The organism is Billgrantia saliphila, from assembly GCF_002930105.1.
Taxonomy (GTDB): Bacteria; Pseudomonadota; Gammaproteobacteria; order Pseudomonadales; family Halomonadaceae; genus Halomonas; species Halomonas saliphila.
Window position 1 is genome coordinate 89,474 of the sequence record NZ_PJRN01000010.1, and the last position, 20,349, is coordinate 109,822.

Here is a 20,349-nt window from a genome sequence, read left to right on the forward strand (position 1 = left end):
GCCCAGGCTACAGACCGACTGATTACGCTTCGCGCCGAGCCGGCAGTTCGGCTGCCAGCTCCTCGAGGTAATGCCTCAGCGAACGAGGTTCGCGTCCGAGGAGCGCGCGCAAGACCCGAGTGTTGGCGGGGGCGCCATGGTCGGCATAGTGGCGATACACCGCCGCCAGCGATTGCCGATATTGCCGATCGTTCGTAAGCCCGACCATGGCGGCCCATTCGTTGAATTCCGGCGCGGCGGGAGCGACCGGCCGCTCCAGCACCTCGCCCATGACTGCTGCGATATCTTCCCGGCTGAGAGCCGCTTCGCCACACAGTTCGAAGCTCCCATAGGCGACCGTGTCGGTGGTAAGCGCAATGGCTGCCACCTCCGCAACGTCTCGGTAATCCACTCTTCCGATCCGGACGGTAGAAGGAAAAGGCTCAGCGAACAGACTGTCGCGAACTACCTTTTCCCAGCCTATGCGAATGTTCTGGAAGAAATTCGTCGGGTGAAGAATGGTATAGGCCATGCCCGAACTGTAGAGGGCATTCTCGACAGGTATCTTGCTGGCATGGTTTGCCAACGCGGTATTTGTCGGCTGAATCACCGAAGAGAATACGAAGCGACGTACGCCGGCCTGATAGGCCGCATGAACCATGTTGATCCCGAGCTGCGCCTCATCCGGTACGAAAGCCGGCCCGATGTGAAAAACGCCCTCGACACCGTCGACCGCTTTGGCAAGGCTGCCCACATCCCGTAGGTCCGCGAAAACGACCTCTGACGCTCCTAGGCGGTAGGCACTGGCGGCCTGTGCCTCGTTTCGTACCAGCGCTCTTACGCGTGCGCCGCGCGCCACCAGTTCCGGTAGAACCATGCCGGCAAAGCGCCCGGATGCGCCGCCAAGAAGGATTGTTGAACCGTTCGTCACCATGTTTGCTCCATCATGTCTGTGGTTGAGCAAGAACCCCGCGGGGCCGTCGAACATGGAGAGCAGTATAAAGATCAACACATAGCGATATAATAAGCGAAACCTGAGACTTACTATAACGAAAAGCGAGAGAGTGGATGGGGCGCATCGAGGATCTTCAAGCATTCGTCGCGATTGTCGAGCATGGCAGCCTATCCGGCGCCGCTCGTGCGCTGGGGCGCTCGCTGCAGTCGGTGAGCCGATCCCTCATGGCACTGGAAAGAAGCGTCGGCATGGAACTGGTCCGCCGCACAACGCGCCGTTCCACCCCGACGGATGCAGGAGCGGAATTCTACCGGCGGGTTCAGCCTGCCCTGGGTGAGATCATCGACGCCGGCCGCGAGCTCTCGGAACAGAGGGCCGAACCCTCGGGCCGCCTGCGGATCAGCGCGCCAGTGCTTTTTGCGCCGACCTACGTGGTGCCTGCAGTCGCGGACTTCATGCGGCGCCATCCGAAGGTGGACGTGGAACTCACACTTTCCGACAAATTCATGAATTTCGCGGAAGACACCATCGACCTCGCCGTCCGTATCGGTAAGCTTCCCGATTCCGACCTGAAAGCCAAGCGGCTAGGTAGCTTGCGGCGGGTCGTGTTCGGAACGCCGGAGTACTTCGCCAAGCATGGGCGCCCCTCGCATCCCACCGAACTCGCGGCACACCAATGCGTGACGCGAACCATCGACGGCAACCCTGCGAAGTGGCCGTTCCGCATCGATGGAAAGCGAAAGCTGGTCAGTGTGTCAGGACGTTTCCGTACCGACAGTACAACGGCCCTATACGCCGCCGTCACCCAAGACCTCGGGATCGGTTTTACGCCGCTCTGGCAGATCCGCGACTTGCTGATGCGCGGAGAGGTCGAGCTGATCCTGGCCGAGTACGAAGAGCCGCCCACGCCGGTGCAGGTGGTGTGGCCATCGTCAAAGCTGCCTGTGGCGAAAACACGCTTATTCATCGAGGTACTCACCGAGCGGCTGCGGAAAGACCCCCTCGAATAGCGACAAATCCTACTAACCCAACAGCTTTTCTGCAGAGATAAGGCAGACCAAGGTGAGGCGACAGCACGCCGGCTTCCTGAAGTTGGCTTCCGCCACATCAAGGGATGAGCGTCTTCGCATGCCGTTAGAACTTCTCTCATAGCCTGCCCCTATCGAAGCGAAAGCCTCCGCTCAGCTTGACGGCTTCAGTGCTGAATCCTTCACTGTATTTGACGGCTTATAGGAATTCTCAATGCCTTCGGCATAGGGTCGGAAGGTGTTTATAAAAAATGAGGCGATGCGGCGCTGTCGGCTCAATGCCCTGTAGGCCACTATCCAGTCGAGGAGAAGACCGTGTCCGAACAAAAGCCTACACGCCCGGAGTGGGCTGCGCGCACCACGCCCCGCCTGCAGGGTAATGAGCACTGGTGGCCCGACCAGCTCACCCTCAATGTACTGCACCAGAAGCACCCCGACGCCAGCCCGTTCGGGGCCGATTTCAGCTATGCCGAGGCGTTCTCGCAGCTCGACGTCGACGAACTGACCGCCGATGTCGATGCGCTGATGACCGACTCGCAGGATTGGTGGCCCGCCGACTGGGGCCACTACGGCCCGTTCTTCATCAGGATGTCGTGGCACGCGGCCGGCACCTATCGGGCGCTCGACGGCCGCGGTGGCGGCGGCACCGGTGCCCAGCGTTTCGCGCCGCTCAATAGCTGGCCCGACAACGGCAACCTGGACAAGGCGCGCCGGCTGCTCTGGCCGATCAAGAAGAAGTATGGCGAGAAGATCTCCTGGGCCGACCTGCTGGTCTTCGCCGGCAATCGCGCCCTCGAAACCATGGGCTTTCGCACCTTCGGTTTTGGCTTCGGTCGCTCAGACATCTGGGCGCCCGAGGATGACGTCTACTGGGGCCCCGAGACCGAGTGGCTCTCCACCAACGACGAGCGTTATACCGGCAGCTGGGAAGACGGCAGCCGTACGCTCGACAACCCGCTCGCCGCGGTGCAGATGGGGCTGATCTACGTCAACCCCGAGGGCCCCAACGGCGTGCCCGATGCAATGAAGTCCGCGCAGGACGTGCGTGAGACCTTCGCCCGCATGGGGATGAACGACCGCGAGACCGTCGCGCTGACCGTCGGCGGCCATACCTTCGGCAAGATGCACGGCAACGGGCCCGCCGACGCCGTCGGCGATGCGCCCGAGGCCGCGAAGATTCACGAGCAGGGCATCGGCTGGGCCAACAAGCACGAGACCGGCCTCGGCGAGTACACGGTAACCTCCGGGCTCGAAGGCGCCTGGACACCGACGCCGACCAAGTGGGACAACACCTACCTCAACACCATATTCGCCCACCAGTGGGAAGTGAAGAAGTCGCCCGCGGGTGCCAACCAGTGGGAGCCGGTCGAGGTCAAGGAGGGGTACTGGGTGCCCGACGCCCACGTGGAAGGCAAGAAGAACCCGCCGGTGATGAACACCGCCGACATGGCGATGATCACCGACCCCGCTTACCTCGAGATCGCCGACGAGTACCACCGTAACCCGGACGTGCTTGCCGACGAGTTCGCCCGTGCCTGGTACAAGCTGCTGCATCGCGACATGGGCCCGCAAGCTCGCTACCTTGGCCCGCAGGTGCCCAACGAAGTGCTGGTCTGGCAGGACCCGGTACCCAAGCACGAGGGGCCGCTGGTCAACGAACAGCAGATCGCCACGCTCAAGCAGCAGATCGCCGACTCCGGCCTAACCGCCAAGCAACTGGTGGGTACCGCCTGGGCCGCGGCCTGCACCTACCGCCAGACCGACCACCGCGGTGGCGCCAACGGCGCGCGCATCCGACTCGAGCCGCAGATCGGCTGGGACATCAACGTGCGCTCCGGCGTGCCCGAGGTGCTCGACCGGCTCGAGCAGATCAGGAGCGCCTCCGACGCCAACATCTCGCTGGCGGACATGATCGTGCTGGGCGGCAACGTGGGCGTCGAGATGGCGGCGAAGGCAGCCGGCCACCACATCACGGTACCGTTCTCCCCGGGCCGCACCGACGCGAGCCAGGAGATGACCGAGATCGATGCCCATGCCTACCTCGAGCCGAGGCACGATGCCTTCCGCAACTACATGCAACCGCAGGCGACGTCCATCCCGGCCGAGCACCTGATGATCGACCGCGCGTTCATGCTCAACCTCAGCGTGCCGCAGATGGCGGCGCTCCTCGGCGGCATGCGGGCCATCGGCCTCAATGTCGGTGACAACAGCAATGATGGCGTCCTCACCGACCGCCCCGGCCAGCTGACCAACGACTTCTTCGCCAACCTCATCGACATGGGTAACGTTTGGGAACCGCTCGACGAGAACGAGGAACGCTTCGAAGGCCGCAACCGCGCCACGGGCGAGAAGAAGTGGACCGCCACTCGCGTCGACCTCATCTACGGCTCCAATTCCCAGCTACGCGCCATCGCGGAGGAGTACGCGGCAGACGGTGGCGAGGAGAGAATGATTGACCGCTTCGTGAAAGGGTGGGTCAAGGTCATGGAGAACGACCGCTTCGACCTGCACCGCTGAATGACGGGTCCGCGGCAGTAACGCGGACCTGGCTCAAAACCGACCCCGAAGGTGGAAAACCCGCCTTCGGGGTTTTTAGGCACTGTCGGAAAAATGCCTGCGCTCGGCCATACGGCGTTAAAAATCATCTCAAAATACTCATTTACAGCTCGTAAACTCCGTCTTTTCGATAATTTTTGCCTTGTCTGGCCATCGCTCGCCGATTTTCCGGCAGCGCCTCGCCTCGCAAGCGAGGACAGATGCAGATCAAGAGAAGCGGCACTATCGCGCCTCATGCTTTCGTTGGCGTTGCCCTCAACGTTTCTGTTGGTTACGGTTGGTAAAAAGCCGCAGTAGACGGCTAGATAATCAGGAATACGCAGGGACTGCCGCACTAAGGATGATGCTCATTATCATCCATTCTGCCAGCAGGGGCGGTAGCGTGCCCCGACTCCCAATTCCCCTCCCGCCTGACAAAACCCAGCCTTACCTGAAATTCTCATTAACTTATTGGATTTAAAAGTCGATTTCGCCGCGTGGTATTCTCCGACGAATACTTATGACACAGAGATAACGCGATGCGGCAGGAAGGCAAGCTCACACAGTGGAACGACGACAAGGGCTTCGGCTTCATCACGCCGACCGAAGGCGGTCCTCGAGTGTTCGTCCATATCAGCGCCTTTCCCCGCGGTGGTCGCCGGCCGCAAGTGAACGAGCCAATCACCTACCACCTGACCCGAGATAGCCAGAACAGACTAAGGGCGCAGAAGGCGGGCTACCTGAAAACAGCACGCCTTGTAGTCCCACGTTCCAGAGGGCTGATGGTGGCATGCGGTGTGGCCGCTGCGTTCTTCGCACTCCTGACCACTTTGAGCGCTCTGGGCCACATGCCATGGCAGCTCCTGGGGGCATACGCACTGCTGAGCGTGATCACCTTCGGCATGTACGGCATCGACAAAGCCGCAGCAGGGAAGGGCAGAAGGCGCATATCAGAAACCACGCTTCTGTTCGCAGGCTTGATCGACGGCTGGCCCGGCGCGCTGGTAGCGCAGCGGCTATTCCGGCACAAAACCAGGAAGCAGCCGTTTCAGGGCATATTTTGGTGTGGGGTGGTGGTGAATTGTGGGGTGCTTGGGTGGCTTGTTTATGCGGGGGAGGCGGCGCGGCTTTGGGCTGGTTTTGGGGTTGGTTAACTGATGTGGTGTGTAGAGGTTGAAGCGCCTGGTTGACTCTCCGTCTATTAGCTATACCTTGCAGACAGTATTATTTATTCTGACAAAACGTGTGGGCACGCGAATTCTGCATAGGTGGCCTAGCTATGCTTAGGGGTTAGTGAAATCAATAAGTTGAAAGAGAGGGAGCATTATATAATATTGTTGAACGTGCAGCTGTATTCATGCAATATCAGGAAGTGCGGCCCCATCACTGTTATGCGTTTAGGAGAAGTGTCGAGTGAAACATACAGGTACTCTGGAAGATCTGGTTACCACGATAAAGGGTTGTGGGTTTACGGTTGAGCAGGTGCTTGATCATGAGCACAGCCACCAGGTCCGTACCAGTGAAGGAGCAATAGCTAACTGGTACCCATCCAAGGGAACTGTAGTTTTTCAGGGGCCACGCGCACCAAAGGAGAAGTTGCAGGCCGCCTGGACTACTTACACAGGAAGCGCAGCATCCGCGCCACAGACGAACCCTGAACCGATTGCCCACCCCACAGCTCCTGCGAACCCAGCGACCGCAAATAAGAAAGTTTTCGTCGTACATGGACACGATACGGCAGCGCGTGAGCAGCTAGAGCTCGTTCTGCATAAGCTTGGGCTTGATCCCTTTGTGCTTGCCAATACCGGGGGTGGCGGTCTAACGATTATTGAAGCATTGGAGGCAGAAATAGGGCCGCGCAGCAATCAAGCGCGATTTGGCATTGTTCTGATGACACCTGATGATATGGGGTACGCAAAAAGCGCCGGTTCCGAGAGTGTCCAGCCGCGTGCCCGTCAGAATGTTGTGCTTGAGATGGGTATGCTGATCTCCGCACTTGGTCGCCCAAACATGGCTATCCTGAAGAAGGGGCATCTTGAGGCGCCGTCTGACGCGCAGGGCATTCTTTATATCCCCTTCAATGACCATGTGAAGGAGACTGTACCTAGGCTGGCAGACAGACTTCGCGAAGCGGGGTTCGTGCTCAATCCGGAAGCGATCACGCGTGCCTCTAGCTAGTGCATAACAAGTCCATCGAACGGACGTGAAAAAAGCTGACGCTTTTCGTACGCCGCTCATGTCCGGCGTTAACTAGCGCAGAAATGGCGGAAGCTAGTTGCAAATTGAAATAGTATTCCAGGTTAAGCTTACATTAGAAAAAGAGGAGGGTTGGGTGAGAAGTGTTTATTCAGCAGTTTATTATCCTAATAGCTATATCCAAGACCAAAGATCATTAATGGCGTATCTTTTTATTTATGATGAGTTACATTTTGTTACTTTTTCCACTGATTCAAGAAATCCTACGGAGTATTTTAAAAACATACCTGACCATACGGAGATATCGTCAATAACAAAAAAAGGTAAGAGAAATTTTTGGGTTACGAGTAACGAAGTGAAATCTAATCTTAGCGGAAGACTTGATGAACAGACTAGACAGGTAGTAGAGTTTTATCAATTTATACAGCGGTATAAAAGATTTATCGGAGACTCCATTCATTTTCATCCTAATATGATAGCAAGTCTATTATCAAGGATGACTGATCAAATAACTGGAGCAGGTCTTCCTGCCTCTGATTTGATACAAGTCTTGCTGAGGCAGGACCCCGCTATTATTGAGTTCGATAAGTTTCAAAATGAGTTTCCAGAGGTGAAAACTGAAACCCTGTGGGCAACAGTTCCTACAGCATTGAGTCTTGCAAAAGAAAAAGAATTAATACTAATAAGTGACAGTTCAGATATACCTGTCCCTTTATTGTCTAATAAGGTTAAAAATGTCAAATTGTTAACCAGTATTTTGGCAGAAGAGTGCATAAAGATCACCATACCTGACTGTAGCTCAGCTAACCCTGAAGAAATTTTTGAAATTAGAGAAAAGTTAAAAGATGCGTTAATACCATTTAGAATGTCATTGCAAAAGTTGTCAGGTGACTTGCGGAATTCTCTAGATGAAGACATGGCAATAGAGGACGTTAAAGGAGAAGCTAAGTTTATTGTAGAAAGTCAAATACAACCGGCAGTATACGAATTACAGAAAAGTATAGAAAAGAGTAATTCTAAATTGATAAATAAGGTTTTTGGTAAGGTTTTAAGCTGGATCCCTTATGTTGCAAAGGCTTATGCTATGCCTACTCCCGATAACCTATTGTCAGTTGCAAGAAAAATGGGGGCTGACTCAAGCTCCGTTTTTGATGCTATAGATGACATTTCTTATACCAAAGCTCAGGGGCTTTCATTTTTGCTACAGGTAGAACAAGCTACAACTAAAAAGTTATCAGGCTGATAGTTAAGCGCTCAGCTAACAAACTGTTAAGGTTGATTCGCAACGCGTGGCACTTTCATTATTCGTTGCGTTTAGTGTTTAAGGGCGTTTGCAGAGGCGCAGGTATTGCGTCGCTCACACCATAACAGAGCGTTAAACTTTGGGAGAAGTATGCAGACAACTCGTCCTACACACATAGAGGTGGCAGACCATTTCTATCACGATTCGATTGCTCTGCTTAAGCGATATGAGCACTGTATCGAAAGCGAATTCCCTGACTTTTCGTCTCTGAAATCTCGCCGAATGAAATGCTTTATCGACTTGCGAATGGCAATGGAAAGTGCTTTGTAGTCAGTGGTTTCTTACTACTGCCACAGCAATCTTCAAGGTAAAAAATTGGTCCAGAAAGTTGAGAACTATCGACACAACATGGATAAATTGAAACCACCAACATTTCCACATCTTCCTGAAAAGATTGTGGAGAGCGTTTCTTCAGTGTGCGATCACAGCTTCGCCTTAATTCCGAAGCCACATATATTGTCAGTGTTAAATATTGATTTATACTAATTCATATTCGTTTCATACCAGTGAAGCCAGAAAGTGAGTTTTAATATGGGTAACATGAAAATAAGTGGTACAGCGGACATCACTCACGAAGGCATAAAGAAACATTTTACTAAATGGAAGAAAGATCCATTTCAGGCAATTATCGAGCTAATAGCTAACGGCTTCGATGCTGGTGCAAAACGTGTTGATGTCATCGTTGACCATAATGAAATACACGGTCTTGAATCCGTAACTGTGCTAGACAATGGATCAGGAATTGATATTAATAAATGTGACTTGCATTTCTCTAAATTCAACGAATCATCTAAGCATGGAGATGATGACGCGCAAGGTGCGCATGGTAAAGGGAGGCTTGCTTTTCATTTGCTGTGCTCTAGCGCCTCATGGTTCACAAAATGTCAAAAAACGAACTCAATAATAAAAATAGAAAGTCAGAGGCTTCGAAATTTTACTGCGGAAGAGATAGATCGCAGTGATCAACATGCGCTATTAAGTCGCATGGATTCAGGAACATGTGTAGTTCTTAAGTATTTTAGTGAGAACCTTCCTGAAGAGGAGGCGATCAAAAGACGTCTTGAGACCTATTTTGGCTGGCGATTAGCTCTAAACCCTGATCGAGAATTAACCATTAATGGGGCGAAAGTTGAAATCCCGGAATGCAGGGTTATAGAAAAGGAAGTATCCGTTGATAATGTAACTTTTAAGATTGACTTTATTCGTTGGATAAATAAACCCGGAGATGAAAAATCGTACAATTATGTAGTAAATAATGAGGGTAGAATTCTTCATAGGGCTTTGAGTAGTTTTAATAATAAACCTTTGTTTTATCTTAGCACCTACGCTCGATCCGACTGGTTTGATAATTTTGACAAGCACAATACACCGTTAAACTTTTCAGGTAATGCGCAAGTAAATGAAAGTTCTCCTGAGTTTAAGGAGCTAAAAAAAATAATAAATAATCTTAGCAGTGAGATCTATGAAGAATTTCTTCGTGAGTTTGTGGACGAAAAAATTGAAGAGTATGAGTCCAAAGGGTATTTTCCTGACCATAAATTCATCAGCCAAGAAGAATCTATTTGGCGGAGAAGGAATACTAAGTCTTTTGTAAAAAAATTGTATATTACAGACCCTTCTATATTTAACAACACTAAAGAGAAGCCATTAAAGATACTTATTGCATTAATTGATAAGATTCTTGTCTCAAACGAAAACGATACCATTTTTGATGTTATTGGGGAGATTCTTGACCTAAGCGAAAGCCAAATTGAATTGCTATCGGATCAAATTAGTAACTCTTCGCTAGAAAACATAGTTAGCACAATTGAAATACTGCAGAAGCGAGAGCTTGCGGTACATAAATTGCGTGAAATAATGTTAAAGCATTACAAGGAAGTTCTTGAAACGCCTGACCTGCAAGGTATTATAGAAAGTAATACGTGGCTCTTCGGCAACCAATATACAATTCTTGGCGCTGAAGAAGATGATTTTCAAAGAGTTGCATTAAACTTGAGAGGGTCAGTTAAGGGTATAGAGATAATAGATCAAAATGATTTTGAATCGGCAGACTTAGATGATGGTCTAAATATAGATGGTGTCAGGCGACAAGTGGATCTATTCTTGGCTAGAAAGAAGTTGAATTTTAATTCTAGGGGAGAGTCCTATTTTCAGTGTACGATCATCGAAATCAAGAAGCCTGCAATTGCCTTAAATGAAAAGCATCTTAAGCAAATAAAAGATTACGCAAGGGTTATATCTGAGCATACGGGCTTCTCTATGGAGAAAATGCGTTTCGAAATCATTCTAGTTGGCAGGAAAATATCTGAAAGAGATTTTGATATTAATTCGGCTCTAGAAACTGCAGAAGCGAAGAACGAGCCTGGATTAGTTTTTAGTACAAAAAATGATCGCATCAAAGGCTATGTTAAGACATGGGGTACGATTTTCGCTGAATTTGACTTGTCGAATCACTATTTGCTTGAACGGCTTAAAACGAAGAGAAAATCCTTAGAAACAAAGACATCAGATCAGCTGGTTGATGATCTTAAGAGTCCGGCCTAAGAAATTTAACAAGTGCGGTCAAGGGACGCACCTGACGTCGCGCCCCTGCCGCTAGCGTTAACCAACCAACCCCCTTCATGCCTCACCCACGCGGCAAAGGACCCCACCAGTGATCATCCCCCAAGACGGGCGCTTGCGGCTGGATCGCGAGCGCTTGAAACAGCATCGCAAGCGGCTGGGCCTGAGTCAGGAGGCGCTGGCTGAATACTGTTTTGATAGACGCCTGTGCGTCTCCATCGCTTCCATCAAGCGGGCCGAGAGTGGCAAGGCGGTGCTTTATCGTACCGCTCGCCACCTGGCCGAGATCTACAAGGTCGAGGTAGAGGCATTATCGGTGGAGGCCGAAGAGGCTTCCGCTGTGTCCGCTGCTGATGTGGAGGAGATGGAGAGCGCCCGCGTGTTGATCCAGCTGCACGCCGTGGCGGCCGATCCGTCGGCCCTGGCGAGCAAAGAGCCCTGAAACGCCAGCGTGTATCGCGGTGTCGGCTTCGGGCTAACCATTTTCCACGTCAACTTAAAGACTTTCGATCCTCTTGACGTAGCGTTGCGAGGGTCAAGCAAAACCGCCATTCACTCGGACGATTTGTGCATTGACCCAACCCCCATCCTTGCCCACCAGGAAGGAAACCGCGTTGGCGATGTCCACCGTCTGGCCCAGGCGCTCCAAAGGCGCCATGTCCGAAAGCGTTGCGATCTGCTCCTCGGTCTTGCCTTTGAAGAACAACTCGGTGGCGACCGGTCCCGGGGCGACCGCATTCACCGTGATGTTGCGGCCACGCAGCTCGTTGGCGAGCACGTGGACCAAACCTTCGACGGCAGCCTTGGAAGCGATGTACGGTCCATAGCCCGGCATCGCCTTGGCGATAGCACTGCTGGAGAGGGCTACGATGCGCCCACCATCGCCCAGGACTTCCGCGGCCTTGGCCAGAACGAGGAAGGTGCCCCGAACGTTCGTCGTCATCATCCGGTCCAGCGCCTCCGCGTTGTCCATCTTGATCGGTGCAAGCTCCATGGTGCCTGCGTTGCAGATTACCGCATCCACACGCTCGTAGCTCTGCTGAGTAACCTTGAACAGCTTGGCGACATCGTCGGCATCGGCAACGTCGCCCTGGACGGCGACGGCGAGCCCACCTTGGGCCTGGATTGCCGCGACCGTATCTTCCGCCTGGGCCTGCTGTCCCGCATAGCCGACGACAACGGCAAAGCCATCATCCGCCAAGCGCAGTGCGATCTCCTTGCCGATGCCGCGTGATGCGCCGGTCACGATGGCAACTCTATGTTCCGCGTTATTCATGGTTTCGATTCCTGAGCTGTACCCGTGAGACCAATTGGGGCTGCGACTGCCGCGATTTCCTTCCTCACGGCGTTATGAGAATTAGTTGCTCACGCGTACGAGGACCTTGCCGCGCGCATGCCCGGTGGCCAGCTTCTCCAGCGCCGAGCGCGTCTCCTCCAGGGGGAAGATCGAGTCGGTGATGATCTGTAGGTGTCCGGCCTGGAGCTGACGGGTTGCCTCTGGCAGGAAGGGCGTTGCGCTCGCGAAAAAAACGAACTCTCCGGTTTGCCCGCTTCTGGACTTGATGCCGAATTCCACGAGGCTTGCGATGCGCCCCCCGGGACGCAGCACGGACCACGACTTCTCGAGGGTCTCGCCGCCGATGGTGTCTAGCACTAGATCGATGTCGCGCAGTCGGTTGAAATCCTCGGTGCGGTAGTCGATAACCTCGTCCGCGCCCAAGCTCTTCACTAGCTCGATGTTCCTGGCCGACGCCGTGGCGATGACATGGGCACCCGCATGGTGGGCCTGCTGGATTGCCAGGCTGCCGACGCCTCCCGCCGCCGCATGAATTAGGACCCGTTGCCCGCGTTGAAGATGACCGACCTCGAAGAGAGCCTGCCTTGCCGTGCCGAAGGTGGTCGGCAGGGCGGCCGCCTGCTCGAAGCTCATCTCCGCGGGGATCACGCAGAGGTCCGCTGCGGTGATCACCACGTTTCTACCGAACGCGCCTCCTGAGTTCGGCGCAGTCCGACCGAATACGCGATCGCCCGGCCTCAGGTTCTCCACCTCCGCACCGACTGCATCGACTACGCCGCTGAAGTCGGTGCCCGGCACATACGGGAACTCGACGGGAAAAACCTGCTGCATGTACCCGGCGATGATCTTCAGGTCCAGGGGATTGGCGCCCGACACTTCGACGCTGACAACGGCTTCGTTTGGCTGTAAATCGCGCAGGGTGGCTTCGCCAATCGTGATGAACTCTGCGCCACCGAAGGCGTTGAGAAGGGCTGCTTTCATGAGCGTCTCCAATGATATGGGTTGGTCAAGCCTGCTGCGGGAACTGGCCAAGCTGGAGGAAGAGGCCGAACCAGTCCTCCATGTGCCACGTCGTGGTGATTCGCTTGCCATCCAGTGAATGGAACTCGTGGAGACGGAAGCTCACCTTTTTTCCGGTAGGGGCGATGCCGAAAAGCTCGCCCTGATGAGTGCCGCTGATCTCAGCGCGAACACCGATCCTGCCGGGCTCCTGGATCATGTCGTGGACGGTTATCTGAACGTCGGGGAAAGCCTGCATGACGCTATGGATGATGGGCTTGATGCCTTCCGACCCGGCATCCTGGCCGGGTGCCAGCGGAATGTCGTCCCAGGTGGTAGCGAGGACTTCATCGACAAGGTCGGGGTTCTTGTCGCTGAACGCCCGGTAGAACGTCTCTACGGCCTGGCGTTCAGCGCGAAGCCGGTCAGCCAGTGCAATGCTGGGTGTGCTCATGGGGTTGCTCTCGTTCCGTTTGATGACTATGGCGAGAGTCTGCGAAAGGCCGTAAGATCCGTCCAACAAATAACTTGTATGGATATTTATTTGTCCTGTGGATTTTCATGGCATCGACTTGAACCTTCTCGCGGCCTTCGACGCCCTGATGAACGAGCGGAATGTGACCCGCGCGGCGACACAGGTTGGCGTCAGCCAACCGGCGATGAGTGCGGCGCTGTCCAGGTTGCGCAAACTTTGCGGCGACCCGCTATTCTTGCGCAGCGCGGACGGTCTGATACCCACGCCGCGCGCGAGGGACTTGGCTGGCCCCGTCTCGCAAGCCCTGCGACAGATCGAATCGGCGCTCGTGAAGAAGCCCGAGTTCGTGCCTGAAGAGACATCGCTGACGTTCAAGCTTGGCGTATCGGACTACCCGGCCTTTGTGCTGTTGCCCTCGCTACTGCAAGCGCTTGAAAAGGAGGCACCGGGCGTGTCGTTGAACGTGCATGCGTTCAACGATCGGGACCACGCCGTCGATCTGTTGGATGCTGGTGTAATCGACGCAGCCATCGGCGTTCCGCCCACCCATGCCGACGGCCGGATACTGACACGCCCTGTGCTTCGAGATGAGTTCGTCACGATCGTCGCCACGGACCACCCGGCAGCCAGGCGTGGGATGACCATGAAAACTTATCTGGAGTTGCGCCATGTCCTCATCTCTCCAGAAGGCGAAATGTATGGAGTCGTGGACCAGGCGCTTGCGCAGCAGCGCAATAAGCGCAAGCTCGCGCTGACGCTTCCGCAGATGTTTGCCGTACCCGATATCGTCGCGCGAACCAACATGGCGGCCACGGTTTTGAAACGGGTCGCCCTGAATTCGCCAGCAAGCCACCGCTTGGTACTGTTTCCGCCTCCGGTCACGCTGCCTGAAGTCGTATTCGATCTCATCTGGCATCGCCGCAGCGATTCTCACTCTGCTCAGGAATGGCTTAGAGGGCTCATTACAGAGCAGGCTGAGTTGTCGCGACGCTAGCGAATGGAGGGGCCGTGCTTGTTATGAGAACGTAGCCTCAATTAAAGCTGCTTTAACTCATGACAATTGCAAAGCCCCTGAGCCAGTCACCTGGCTCAGGGGCTTTCCGTTTCTGGCACGTTCTTACTTCGCCGCTAGCGCCACGCCCACCTTCGAGCGGTTCGGCCGTCCGATGGTCTGGGTGATCCAGGTTCCGGTCTCGGCGAGTCTGTTCAGGTCGATGCCGCTTTCGATGCCGAGGCCGTTGAGCAGGTAGACGACGTCTTCACTCGCGACGTTGCCGGAGGCGCCCTTGGCGTAGGGGCAGCCGCCGAGGCCGGCGACGGAGCTGTCCACCACGCTGATGCCTTCTTCCAGCACGGCGTAGAGATTGGCAAGGGCTTGGCCGTAGGTGTCGTGGAAGTGGGCGGCGAGATGGGCCATGGGCACCTCGTCGCTCACGGCTTCGATCATGCGCTTGGCGGCGAGCGGGGTGCCCGTGCCGATAGTGTCGCCCAGCGAGATTTCGTAGCAGCCCATGTCATAGAGAGCTTTTGAAACCTCGGCGACTTTGGCTGGGGCGATCTCGCCTTCGTAGGGGCAGCCGAGTACGCAGGATACGTAACCGCGTACGCGTACGTTGGCCGCTTTCGCCCGCTCCAGCACGGGGGCGAAGCGCTCGAGGGATTCGGCGACGGAGCAGTTGATGTTCTTCTGCGAGAAGGCCTCACTCGCCGCACCGAATACCGCCACTTCCTCCACGCCGCACTCCAATGCCGCTTCCAGCCCCTTGAGGTTGGGGGTGAGGGCGGCGTAGGTGATGCCTTGGCGGCGCTTTAGGCCAGTCATCACGTCGCGGTGGTCGGCCATTTGCGGCACCCACTTGGGCGAGACGAAGCTGGCAGCTTCTATGTACTTGAGGCCGGCGGCGCCCAGGCGGTCGATCAGTTCCAGCTTGGTGGCTGTGTCGATCGGGTTGGGTTCGTTCTGCAGCCCGTCGCGGGGGCCGACCTCGACCAGGCGCACGCGCTTGGGAAATGCCATGTTCTACACTCCTTCCTGTTCTCGGCCGAGGTTATGAACCGCGGCTGATCCGGCGCCAAGCCTACGCGGAGGCGCTGTGAATCCTTCCTGGACGCTACATTTGCCCTGCGGCGCTCTCGCATCCTGCTCCGCTTGCAGGGCCGGTGCTGGCCATCCATGGCCAGCCCGTTCGGAGCAATGCTCCTCACCCATGGCAAATGACCTCCGCTTCGCCTTGTCCCCGACGCCGCTTACCTTGGTGCTTTTCACCTTGGCTCTCACGGTTTCGTTCCCAGCTTACTCTGCGGGAGCGAACTCGAGCAGCACGTCGCCTTGTCCCACCGTATCGCCGGCGTTGAAGTGGAAGCTCTCCACGTGGCCGTCGGCGGGGGCGGTCATGGTGTGTTCCATCTTCATGGCTTCCATGACCATCAGCGGCATGCCTTTCTCCACCTTCTGACCGGCTTCCACCAGCAGCGCGACTACGGTGCCGTGCATCGGCGCGGTGAGGGTCGATTCCGCTTCGTGGTGGCCGTGGTCGATGGCGTCGATGCGGCGCCAGAACAAGCGGGTTTCGCCACGCGGGTCGACCATGACGACGACGTTACCGTCGCGGCGCGCCTGCAGACGGCGGCGGTGGCCGTTGAGAGTGACCGCCACGGCGTCGCCCTCCAGGTGCTGCAGGCGGGCGGTGAGGGTCTCGCCGCCGATGGTCAGGTCCCACGGGTCGGCGCCGCTGGCACGGGTGCCTTCCACGATCACCACGTTTTCCGAGGTCTCGTCATCCTGCACGTGGGCCGGATCGCACAGCGAGATGCGAATGGTGTGCGGGGCGTTGAGGCGGAAGCCGTCGTGACGGTCCCACGGTGAGTCGCTCTCGCACTCGCGGGCGAGCTGGTTGAGGCCGATCAGCGCGGCGCCGGCGTACTCCTCGATGCCGTACTGCTTGGGTGCGAAGAGGGTGGCTTCGTTCTTCTCGATGAAGCGGGTATCCAGCTCGCAGGCCTTGAACGCGGGGTGGGTGGCCAGCCGCTGCAGGAAAGCTCGATTGGTCACCACGCCCTGCACGTCCAGCGCGGCCAGTGCCCGGTTGAGGGTGGCCAGCGCCTGGTCGCGGTCGTCGCCGTGGACGATTAGCTTGGCGAGCATGGGGTCGTAGTGCATGGAGACCACATCACCGGTTTCCACACCGCTGTCCAGGCGCACCTGGCGAGGGTCGAGGCCGGCGCCCTTGAGGTCCATGGCGAAGCGGGTCAGCGTGCCGGTGGCGGGCAGGAAGTCCTGCTCCGGGTCCTCGGCGTAGAGCCGCGCCTCGAAGCTGTGGCCGGTAATGGTCAGCTCGTCCTGCTGGAGCGGAAGCGGCTCGCCCATGGCCACGCGCAGCTGCCACTCGACCAGGTCCTGGCCGGTGATCATCTCGGTGACGGGGTGCTCCACCTGTAGGCGGGTGTTCATCTCCATGAAGTAGAACGAGCCGTCCTGACCTTGTGAAAAGTCCAAGAGGAACTCGACGGTACCGGCACCCACGTAGCCGATCTCCTTGGCGGCACGCACGGCGGCGTCGCCCATCTCGCGGCGCAGTTCGGCGGTCATGCCGGGGGCAGGGGCTTCCTCGAGCACCTTCTGGTGGCGCCGTTGCACGGAGCAGTCGCGCTCGAAAAGGTAGACGCCGTTGCCGTGGCTGTCGCAGAACACCTGAACCTCGACGTGGCGCGGCTGGGTCAGGTACTTCTCGATCAGCATGCGGGTGTCGCCGAAGGCGGCCTGGGATTCGCGGCGGCAGCCGTCCAGCGCGGCCTGGAAGTTCTCGCCGCTCTCCACCACGCGCATGCCCTTGCCGCCGCCGCCGGCGCTGGCCTTGAGCAGCACCGGGTAGCCGATATTATCGGCTTCGCGGCGCAGTAGGGCGTCGTCCTGGTCGTCGCCGTGGTAGCCCGGCACCAGCGGCACGCCGGCGTTGGCCATGCGCGCCTTGGCGGCGGACTTGTCGCCCATGGCGGCAATCGCCGAAGCGGGCGGGCCGACGAAGGTGATGCCGGCGGCGTCCAGCGCTTCGACGAAGGCGCCGTTCTCGGAGAGGAAACCGTAGCCGGGGTGAATGGCACCGGCGCCGGTGCGCTTGGCGGCTTCCACCACCGCTTCCACTTTCAGGTAGCTCTCGCGTGCGGCGGCCGGGCCCAGGCGCACGGCCTCGTCGGCTTCGCGCACGTGGCGGGCGTTGGCGTCGGCATCCGAGTACACGGCCACGGTGCGCAGGCCCATGGCGCGGGCGGTGCGCATCACGCGACAGGCGATCTCGCCGCGGTTGGCGACCAGCAGGGTATCGAACGGGGTGGTGCGTGAATCGGTCTGGCTCATGAGCGGCGCTCCGAGGAATTCGTGTTGTCGTCGGCCCAGGTGGGGCGGCGCTTCTCGAAGAAGCTGGTCAGGCCTTCCTGACCTTCGGCGCTCACGCGCAGCTCGCTGATCACGCGGCAGGTGTGCTCGCGGGTGGCCTTGCTGTCACCGTCGCGAGCGACCTCGGCCAGCAGCGCCTTGGTGGCGCGCTGGGCCTGGGGCGAGCCGGCCAGCAGGGTCGCGATCATCGCCTCGACCGCCTCGTCGATGCCGTCGTGGCCGACGATCTGGTGGGCCAGGCCCAGCTCCAGCGCCTGGTCGGCGTCGATCACTTCGGCGGTCAGCGCGTAGCGGCGCATCTGGCGCGAGCCCAGGGCGCGTTGCACGTAGGGGCTGATCACCGCCGGCGAGAGGCCGATCTTGACCTCGGAAAGGCAGAACTTGGCTTTCTCGCTGGCGATCACGATGTCGCAGCAGGCGGCCAGGCCCACGGCGCCGCCGAAGGCGGCACCCTGCACGCGGCACACGGTGGGGCAGGGCAGGGTGTCCAGGCCGTGCATCAGCTGCGAGAGCTTGCGCGAGTCGGCCAGGTTGCCCTCGAAATCGTACTCCACCATGCGCTTCATCCAGTTCAGGTCGGCGCCGGCGGAGAAGCTCTTGCCCTCGGAGCCCAACACCACCACGCGCACCTCGCCGTGGCGGGCGGCGTCGTGGAGCTTGTCGAGATGCACGTTGAGTTCGGCGATCAGGCTGTCGTCGAAGGCGTTGTGTACGTCGGGACGGTTCAGCGTCAGCCGGGCGACGCCGCGGTCATCGATGTTCAGGTTCGAATAAGTCTGTGTGGTCATGTCACTGTCCTGATGGCTGCGAGCCCGAGGAAGAGTGCGGCTGCGCCGCTAATAAGAGAGAAGAACGGCGCTGCGCGCCTTGAAGAGGGAAGAACCCCTATCTTGCCTTCCTTCTTCTGCGTTCTTCACTCTTACATCTTCTCTCTTCCTTCTTACCTCTTCCTTCTCGCGCAACGCGCGGTTACATCCGGAAGACGCCGAACTTGGTTTCCTGGACTTCCGCGTTCATCGCCGCGGCGAGCGACAGCCCCAGCACGTCGCGGGTCTGGGCCGGATCGATCACGCCGTCGTCCCACAGCCGTGCGCTGGCGTAGTAGGGGTGCCCTTGGCGCTCGTACTGCTCACGGGTGGGCTGCTTGAAGGCTTCTTCGTCTTCCTTGCTCCACTCGCGGCCTTCGCGCTCGTACTGCTCGCGCTTCACCTGGGCCAGTACGCCGGCGGCCTGTTCGCCGCCCATTACCGAGATGCGCGCGTTGGGCCACATGAACAGCAGGTTGGGGTCGTAGGCGCGGCCGCACATGCCGTAGTTGCCGGCGCCGAAGCTGCCGCCGATCAGCACGGTGAACTTGGGCACCTTGGCGCAGGCCACGGCGGTGACCAGCTTGGCACCGTGCTTGGCGATCCCTTCGTGCTCGTACTTGGAGCCGACCATGAAGCCGGTGATGTTCTGCAGGAAGACCAGCGGGATCTTTCGCTGGGCGCACAGCTCGATGAAGTGGGCGCCTTTCACCGCGGATTCGGAGAACAGCACGCCGTTGTTGGCGACGATGCCAACCGGGTAGCCGTGGATGTGGGCGAAGCCGGTCACCAGGGTGTCGCCGTAGTAGCGCTTGAACTCGTCGAAGTCGGAGTCGTCGACGATGCGGCCGATCACTTCGCGTACGTCGAACGGCTTCTTGAGGTCGGTGCCGACGATGCCGTAGAGCTCGCTGGGGTCGAGCTTGGGCGGCTTGGGTTCCTGCATCTTGAGCTGGCCGCGCTTCTGCCAGTTCAGCCGCGACACGCAGCCGCGCGCGAGCTGCAGGGCGTGGGCGTCGTTCTCGGCGTAGTGGTCGGCCACGCCGCTCACCTTGGCGTGCACGTCGGCGCCGCCCAGGTCCTCGGCGCTGATGCTCTCGCCGGTGGCGGCCTTCACCAGCGGCGGGCCGCCGAGGAAGATGGTGCCCTGCTGCTTGACGATGATCGACTCGTCGGCCATGGCCGGCACGTAGGCGCCGCCCGCGGTGCACGAGCCCATCACTACGGCGATCTGCGGAATGCCTTCGGCGGAGAGGGTGGCCTGGTTGTAGAAGATGCGCCCGAAGTGGTCGCGGTCGGGGAACACTTCGTCCTGGCGGGGCAGGAAGGCGCCGCCGGAGTCGACCAGGTAGATGCACGGCAGGCGGTGCTTGCGGGCGATCTCCTGGGCGCGGATGTGCTTCTTCACCGTCAGCGGGTAGTAGGTGCCGCCCTTGACGGTGGCGTCGTTGGCGACGATCACGCACTCCACGCCGGAAACGCGGCCGATGCCGGTGACCATGCCGGCGGCGGGCACGTCGCTCTCGTAGACCTCATGCGCGGCCAGCGCCGAGAACTCGAGGAAGGGCGAGCCCTCGTCGATCAGGTGGTCGATGCGGTCGCGCACGAAGAGCTTGCCGCGGCTCTCGTGGCGGGCGCGGGCCTTCTCGCCGCCGCCCTGGCTGATCGCCGCGGTCAGCTCGCGCAGCTTCATCACCTCGTGGCGCATGGCCTTTTCGTTGGCCTGGAAGCCATCGCTGCGCGGATTGACTTGAGTGGTCAGAATTGCCATTGAATATCCTCAGACGAGCTTCGAGCTTCGAGCTTCGAGCTTCGAGCTTC

Annotated in this window: 16 protein-coding genes; 8 read left to right on the forward strand and 8 right to left on the reverse strand. The window is 57.9% G+C overall.

All coding sequences use genetic code 11. The annotated features are described in order from the left end of the window. Positions 1 to 22 precede the first annotated feature (22 nt). On the reverse strand, positions 23 to 913 hold the full coding sequence (locus CYJ07_RS12730; protein ID WP_104204081.1) for an SDR family oxidoreductase: 891 nt from the start codon (positions 911 to 913) through the stop codon (positions 23 to 25). Between the two features lie 134 nt (positions 914 to 1,047). On the opposite strand from CYJ07_RS12730, the gene CYJ07_RS12735 reads away from it, so the two are divergent. The 7 genes from CYJ07_RS12735 (at position 1,048) to CYJ07_RS12765 (ending at position 11,000) form a co-directional block, all read left to right on the forward strand. After that, the gene (locus CYJ07_RS12735; RefSeq protein WP_104204082.1) at positions 1,048 to 1,944 is read left to right on the forward strand and encodes a LysR family transcriptional regulator; all 897 of its coding nucleotides are present in this window, start codon (positions 1,048 to 1,050) and stop codon (positions 1,942 to 1,944) included. A 333-nt stretch (positions 1,945 to 2,277) separates the two neighbouring features. Continuing rightward, positions 2,278 to 4,479, forward strand: a complete 2,202-nt coding sequence (katG, locus tag CYJ07_RS12740; protein ID WP_104204083.1) for a catalase/peroxidase HPI — start codon at positions 2,278 to 2,280, stop codon at positions 4,477 to 4,479. Positions 4,480 to 5,036: 557 nt separating this feature from the next. Beyond that, positions 5,037 to 5,651 (forward strand): DUF1294 domain-containing protein, encoded by a 615-nt coding sequence (locus tag CYJ07_RS12745; RefSeq protein WP_104204084.1) that lies wholly within the window; start codon positions 5,037 to 5,039, stop codon positions 5,649 to 5,651. Between the two features lie 259 nt (positions 5,652 to 5,910). Continuing rightward, positions 5,911 to 6,675 carry a TIR domain-containing protein gene (locus CYJ07_RS12750; RefSeq protein ID WP_104204085.1) on the forward strand — a complete coding sequence of 255 codons (765 nt, stop codon included), beginning with the start codon at positions 5,911 to 5,913 and terminating at the stop codon, positions 6,673 to 6,675. Between the two features lie 97 nt (positions 6,676 to 6,772). Further along, complete coding sequence (locus CYJ07_RS20325) at positions 6,773 to 7,936, forward strand: hypothetical protein (RefSeq protein WP_156085504.1); 1,164 nt, start codon at positions 6,773 to 6,775, stop codon at positions 7,934 to 7,936. A 591-nt stretch (positions 7,937 to 8,527) separates the two neighbouring features. Further along, positions 8,528 to 10,540: an ATP-binding protein gene (locus tag CYJ07_RS12760; protein ID WP_104204087.1), complete on the forward strand. Its 2,013-nt coding sequence runs from the start codon at positions 8,528 to 8,530 to the stop codon at positions 10,538 to 10,540. A 109-nt stretch (positions 10,541 to 10,649) separates the two neighbouring features. Then, on the forward strand, positions 10,650 to 11,000 hold the full coding sequence (locus CYJ07_RS12765) for a helix-turn-helix transcriptional regulator (RefSeq protein ID WP_197038360.1): 351 nt from the start codon (positions 10,650 to 10,652) through the stop codon (positions 10,998 to 11,000). A 93-nt stretch (positions 11,001 to 11,093) separates the two neighbouring features. Here CYJ07_RS12765 and CYJ07_RS12770 read toward each other — a convergent pair whose 3' ends face one another. The 3 genes from CYJ07_RS12770 to CYJ07_RS12780 form a co-directional block, all read right to left on the reverse strand. Beyond that, positions 11,094 to 11,834, reverse strand: a complete 741-nt coding sequence (locus CYJ07_RS12770; protein WP_104204088.1) for an SDR family oxidoreductase — start codon at positions 11,832 to 11,834, stop codon at positions 11,094 to 11,096. An 81-nt stretch (positions 11,835 to 11,915) separates the two neighbouring features. After that, on the reverse strand, positions 11,916 to 12,836 hold the full coding sequence (locus CYJ07_RS12775) for an NADP-dependent oxidoreductase (RefSeq protein ID WP_104204089.1): 921 nt from the start codon (positions 12,834 to 12,836) through the stop codon (positions 11,916 to 11,918). A gap of 25 nt (positions 12,837 to 12,861) precedes the next feature. Next, positions 12,862 to 13,308 carry an ester cyclase gene (locus CYJ07_RS12780; RefSeq protein ID WP_104204090.1) on the reverse strand — a complete coding sequence of 149 codons (447 nt, stop codon included), beginning with the start codon at positions 13,306 to 13,308 and terminating at the stop codon, positions 12,862 to 12,864. Positions 13,309 to 13,405: 97 nt separating this feature from the next. On the opposite strand from CYJ07_RS12780, the gene CYJ07_RS12785 reads away from it, so the two are divergent. Beyond that, a complete protein-coding gene (locus tag CYJ07_RS12785) occupies positions 13,406 to 14,323 on the forward strand; it encodes a LysR family transcriptional regulator (RefSeq protein WP_104204091.1) in 918 nt (305 codons plus the stop codon). 123 nt (positions 14,324 to 14,446) lie between these two features. Here CYJ07_RS12785 and CYJ07_RS12790 read toward each other — a convergent pair whose 3' ends face one another. The 4 genes from CYJ07_RS12790 to CYJ07_RS12805 all read right to left on the reverse strand — a co-directional run bounded on the left by CYJ07_RS12790 (position 14,447) and on the right by CYJ07_RS12805 (position 20,299). Continuing rightward, positions 14,447 to 15,346, reverse strand: a complete 900-nt coding sequence (locus CYJ07_RS12790; RefSeq protein WP_104204092.1) for a hydroxymethylglutaryl-CoA lyase — start codon at positions 15,344 to 15,346, stop codon at positions 14,447 to 14,449. A gap of 276 nt (positions 15,347 to 15,622) precedes the next feature. Further along, a complete protein-coding gene (locus tag CYJ07_RS12795) occupies positions 15,623 to 17,683 on the reverse strand; it encodes an acetyl/propionyl/methylcrotonyl-CoA carboxylase subunit alpha (protein WP_104204093.1) in 2,061 nt (686 codons plus the stop codon). Continuing rightward, positions 17,680 to 18,510 (reverse strand): enoyl-CoA hydratase-related protein, encoded by an 831-nt coding sequence (locus CYJ07_RS12800; RefSeq protein ID WP_104204094.1) that lies wholly within the window; start codon positions 18,508 to 18,510, stop codon positions 17,680 to 17,682. The genes CYJ07_RS12795 and CYJ07_RS12800 overlap by 4 nt, the downstream gene beginning before the upstream one ends. A gap of 181 nt (positions 18,511 to 18,691) precedes the next feature. Next, positions 18,692 to 20,299 carry a carboxyl transferase domain-containing protein gene (locus CYJ07_RS12805; RefSeq protein WP_104204095.1) on the reverse strand — a complete coding sequence of 536 codons (1,608 nt, stop codon included), beginning with the start codon at positions 20,297 to 20,299 and terminating at the stop codon, positions 18,692 to 18,694. Positions 20,300 to 20,349 lie beyond the last annotated feature (50 nt).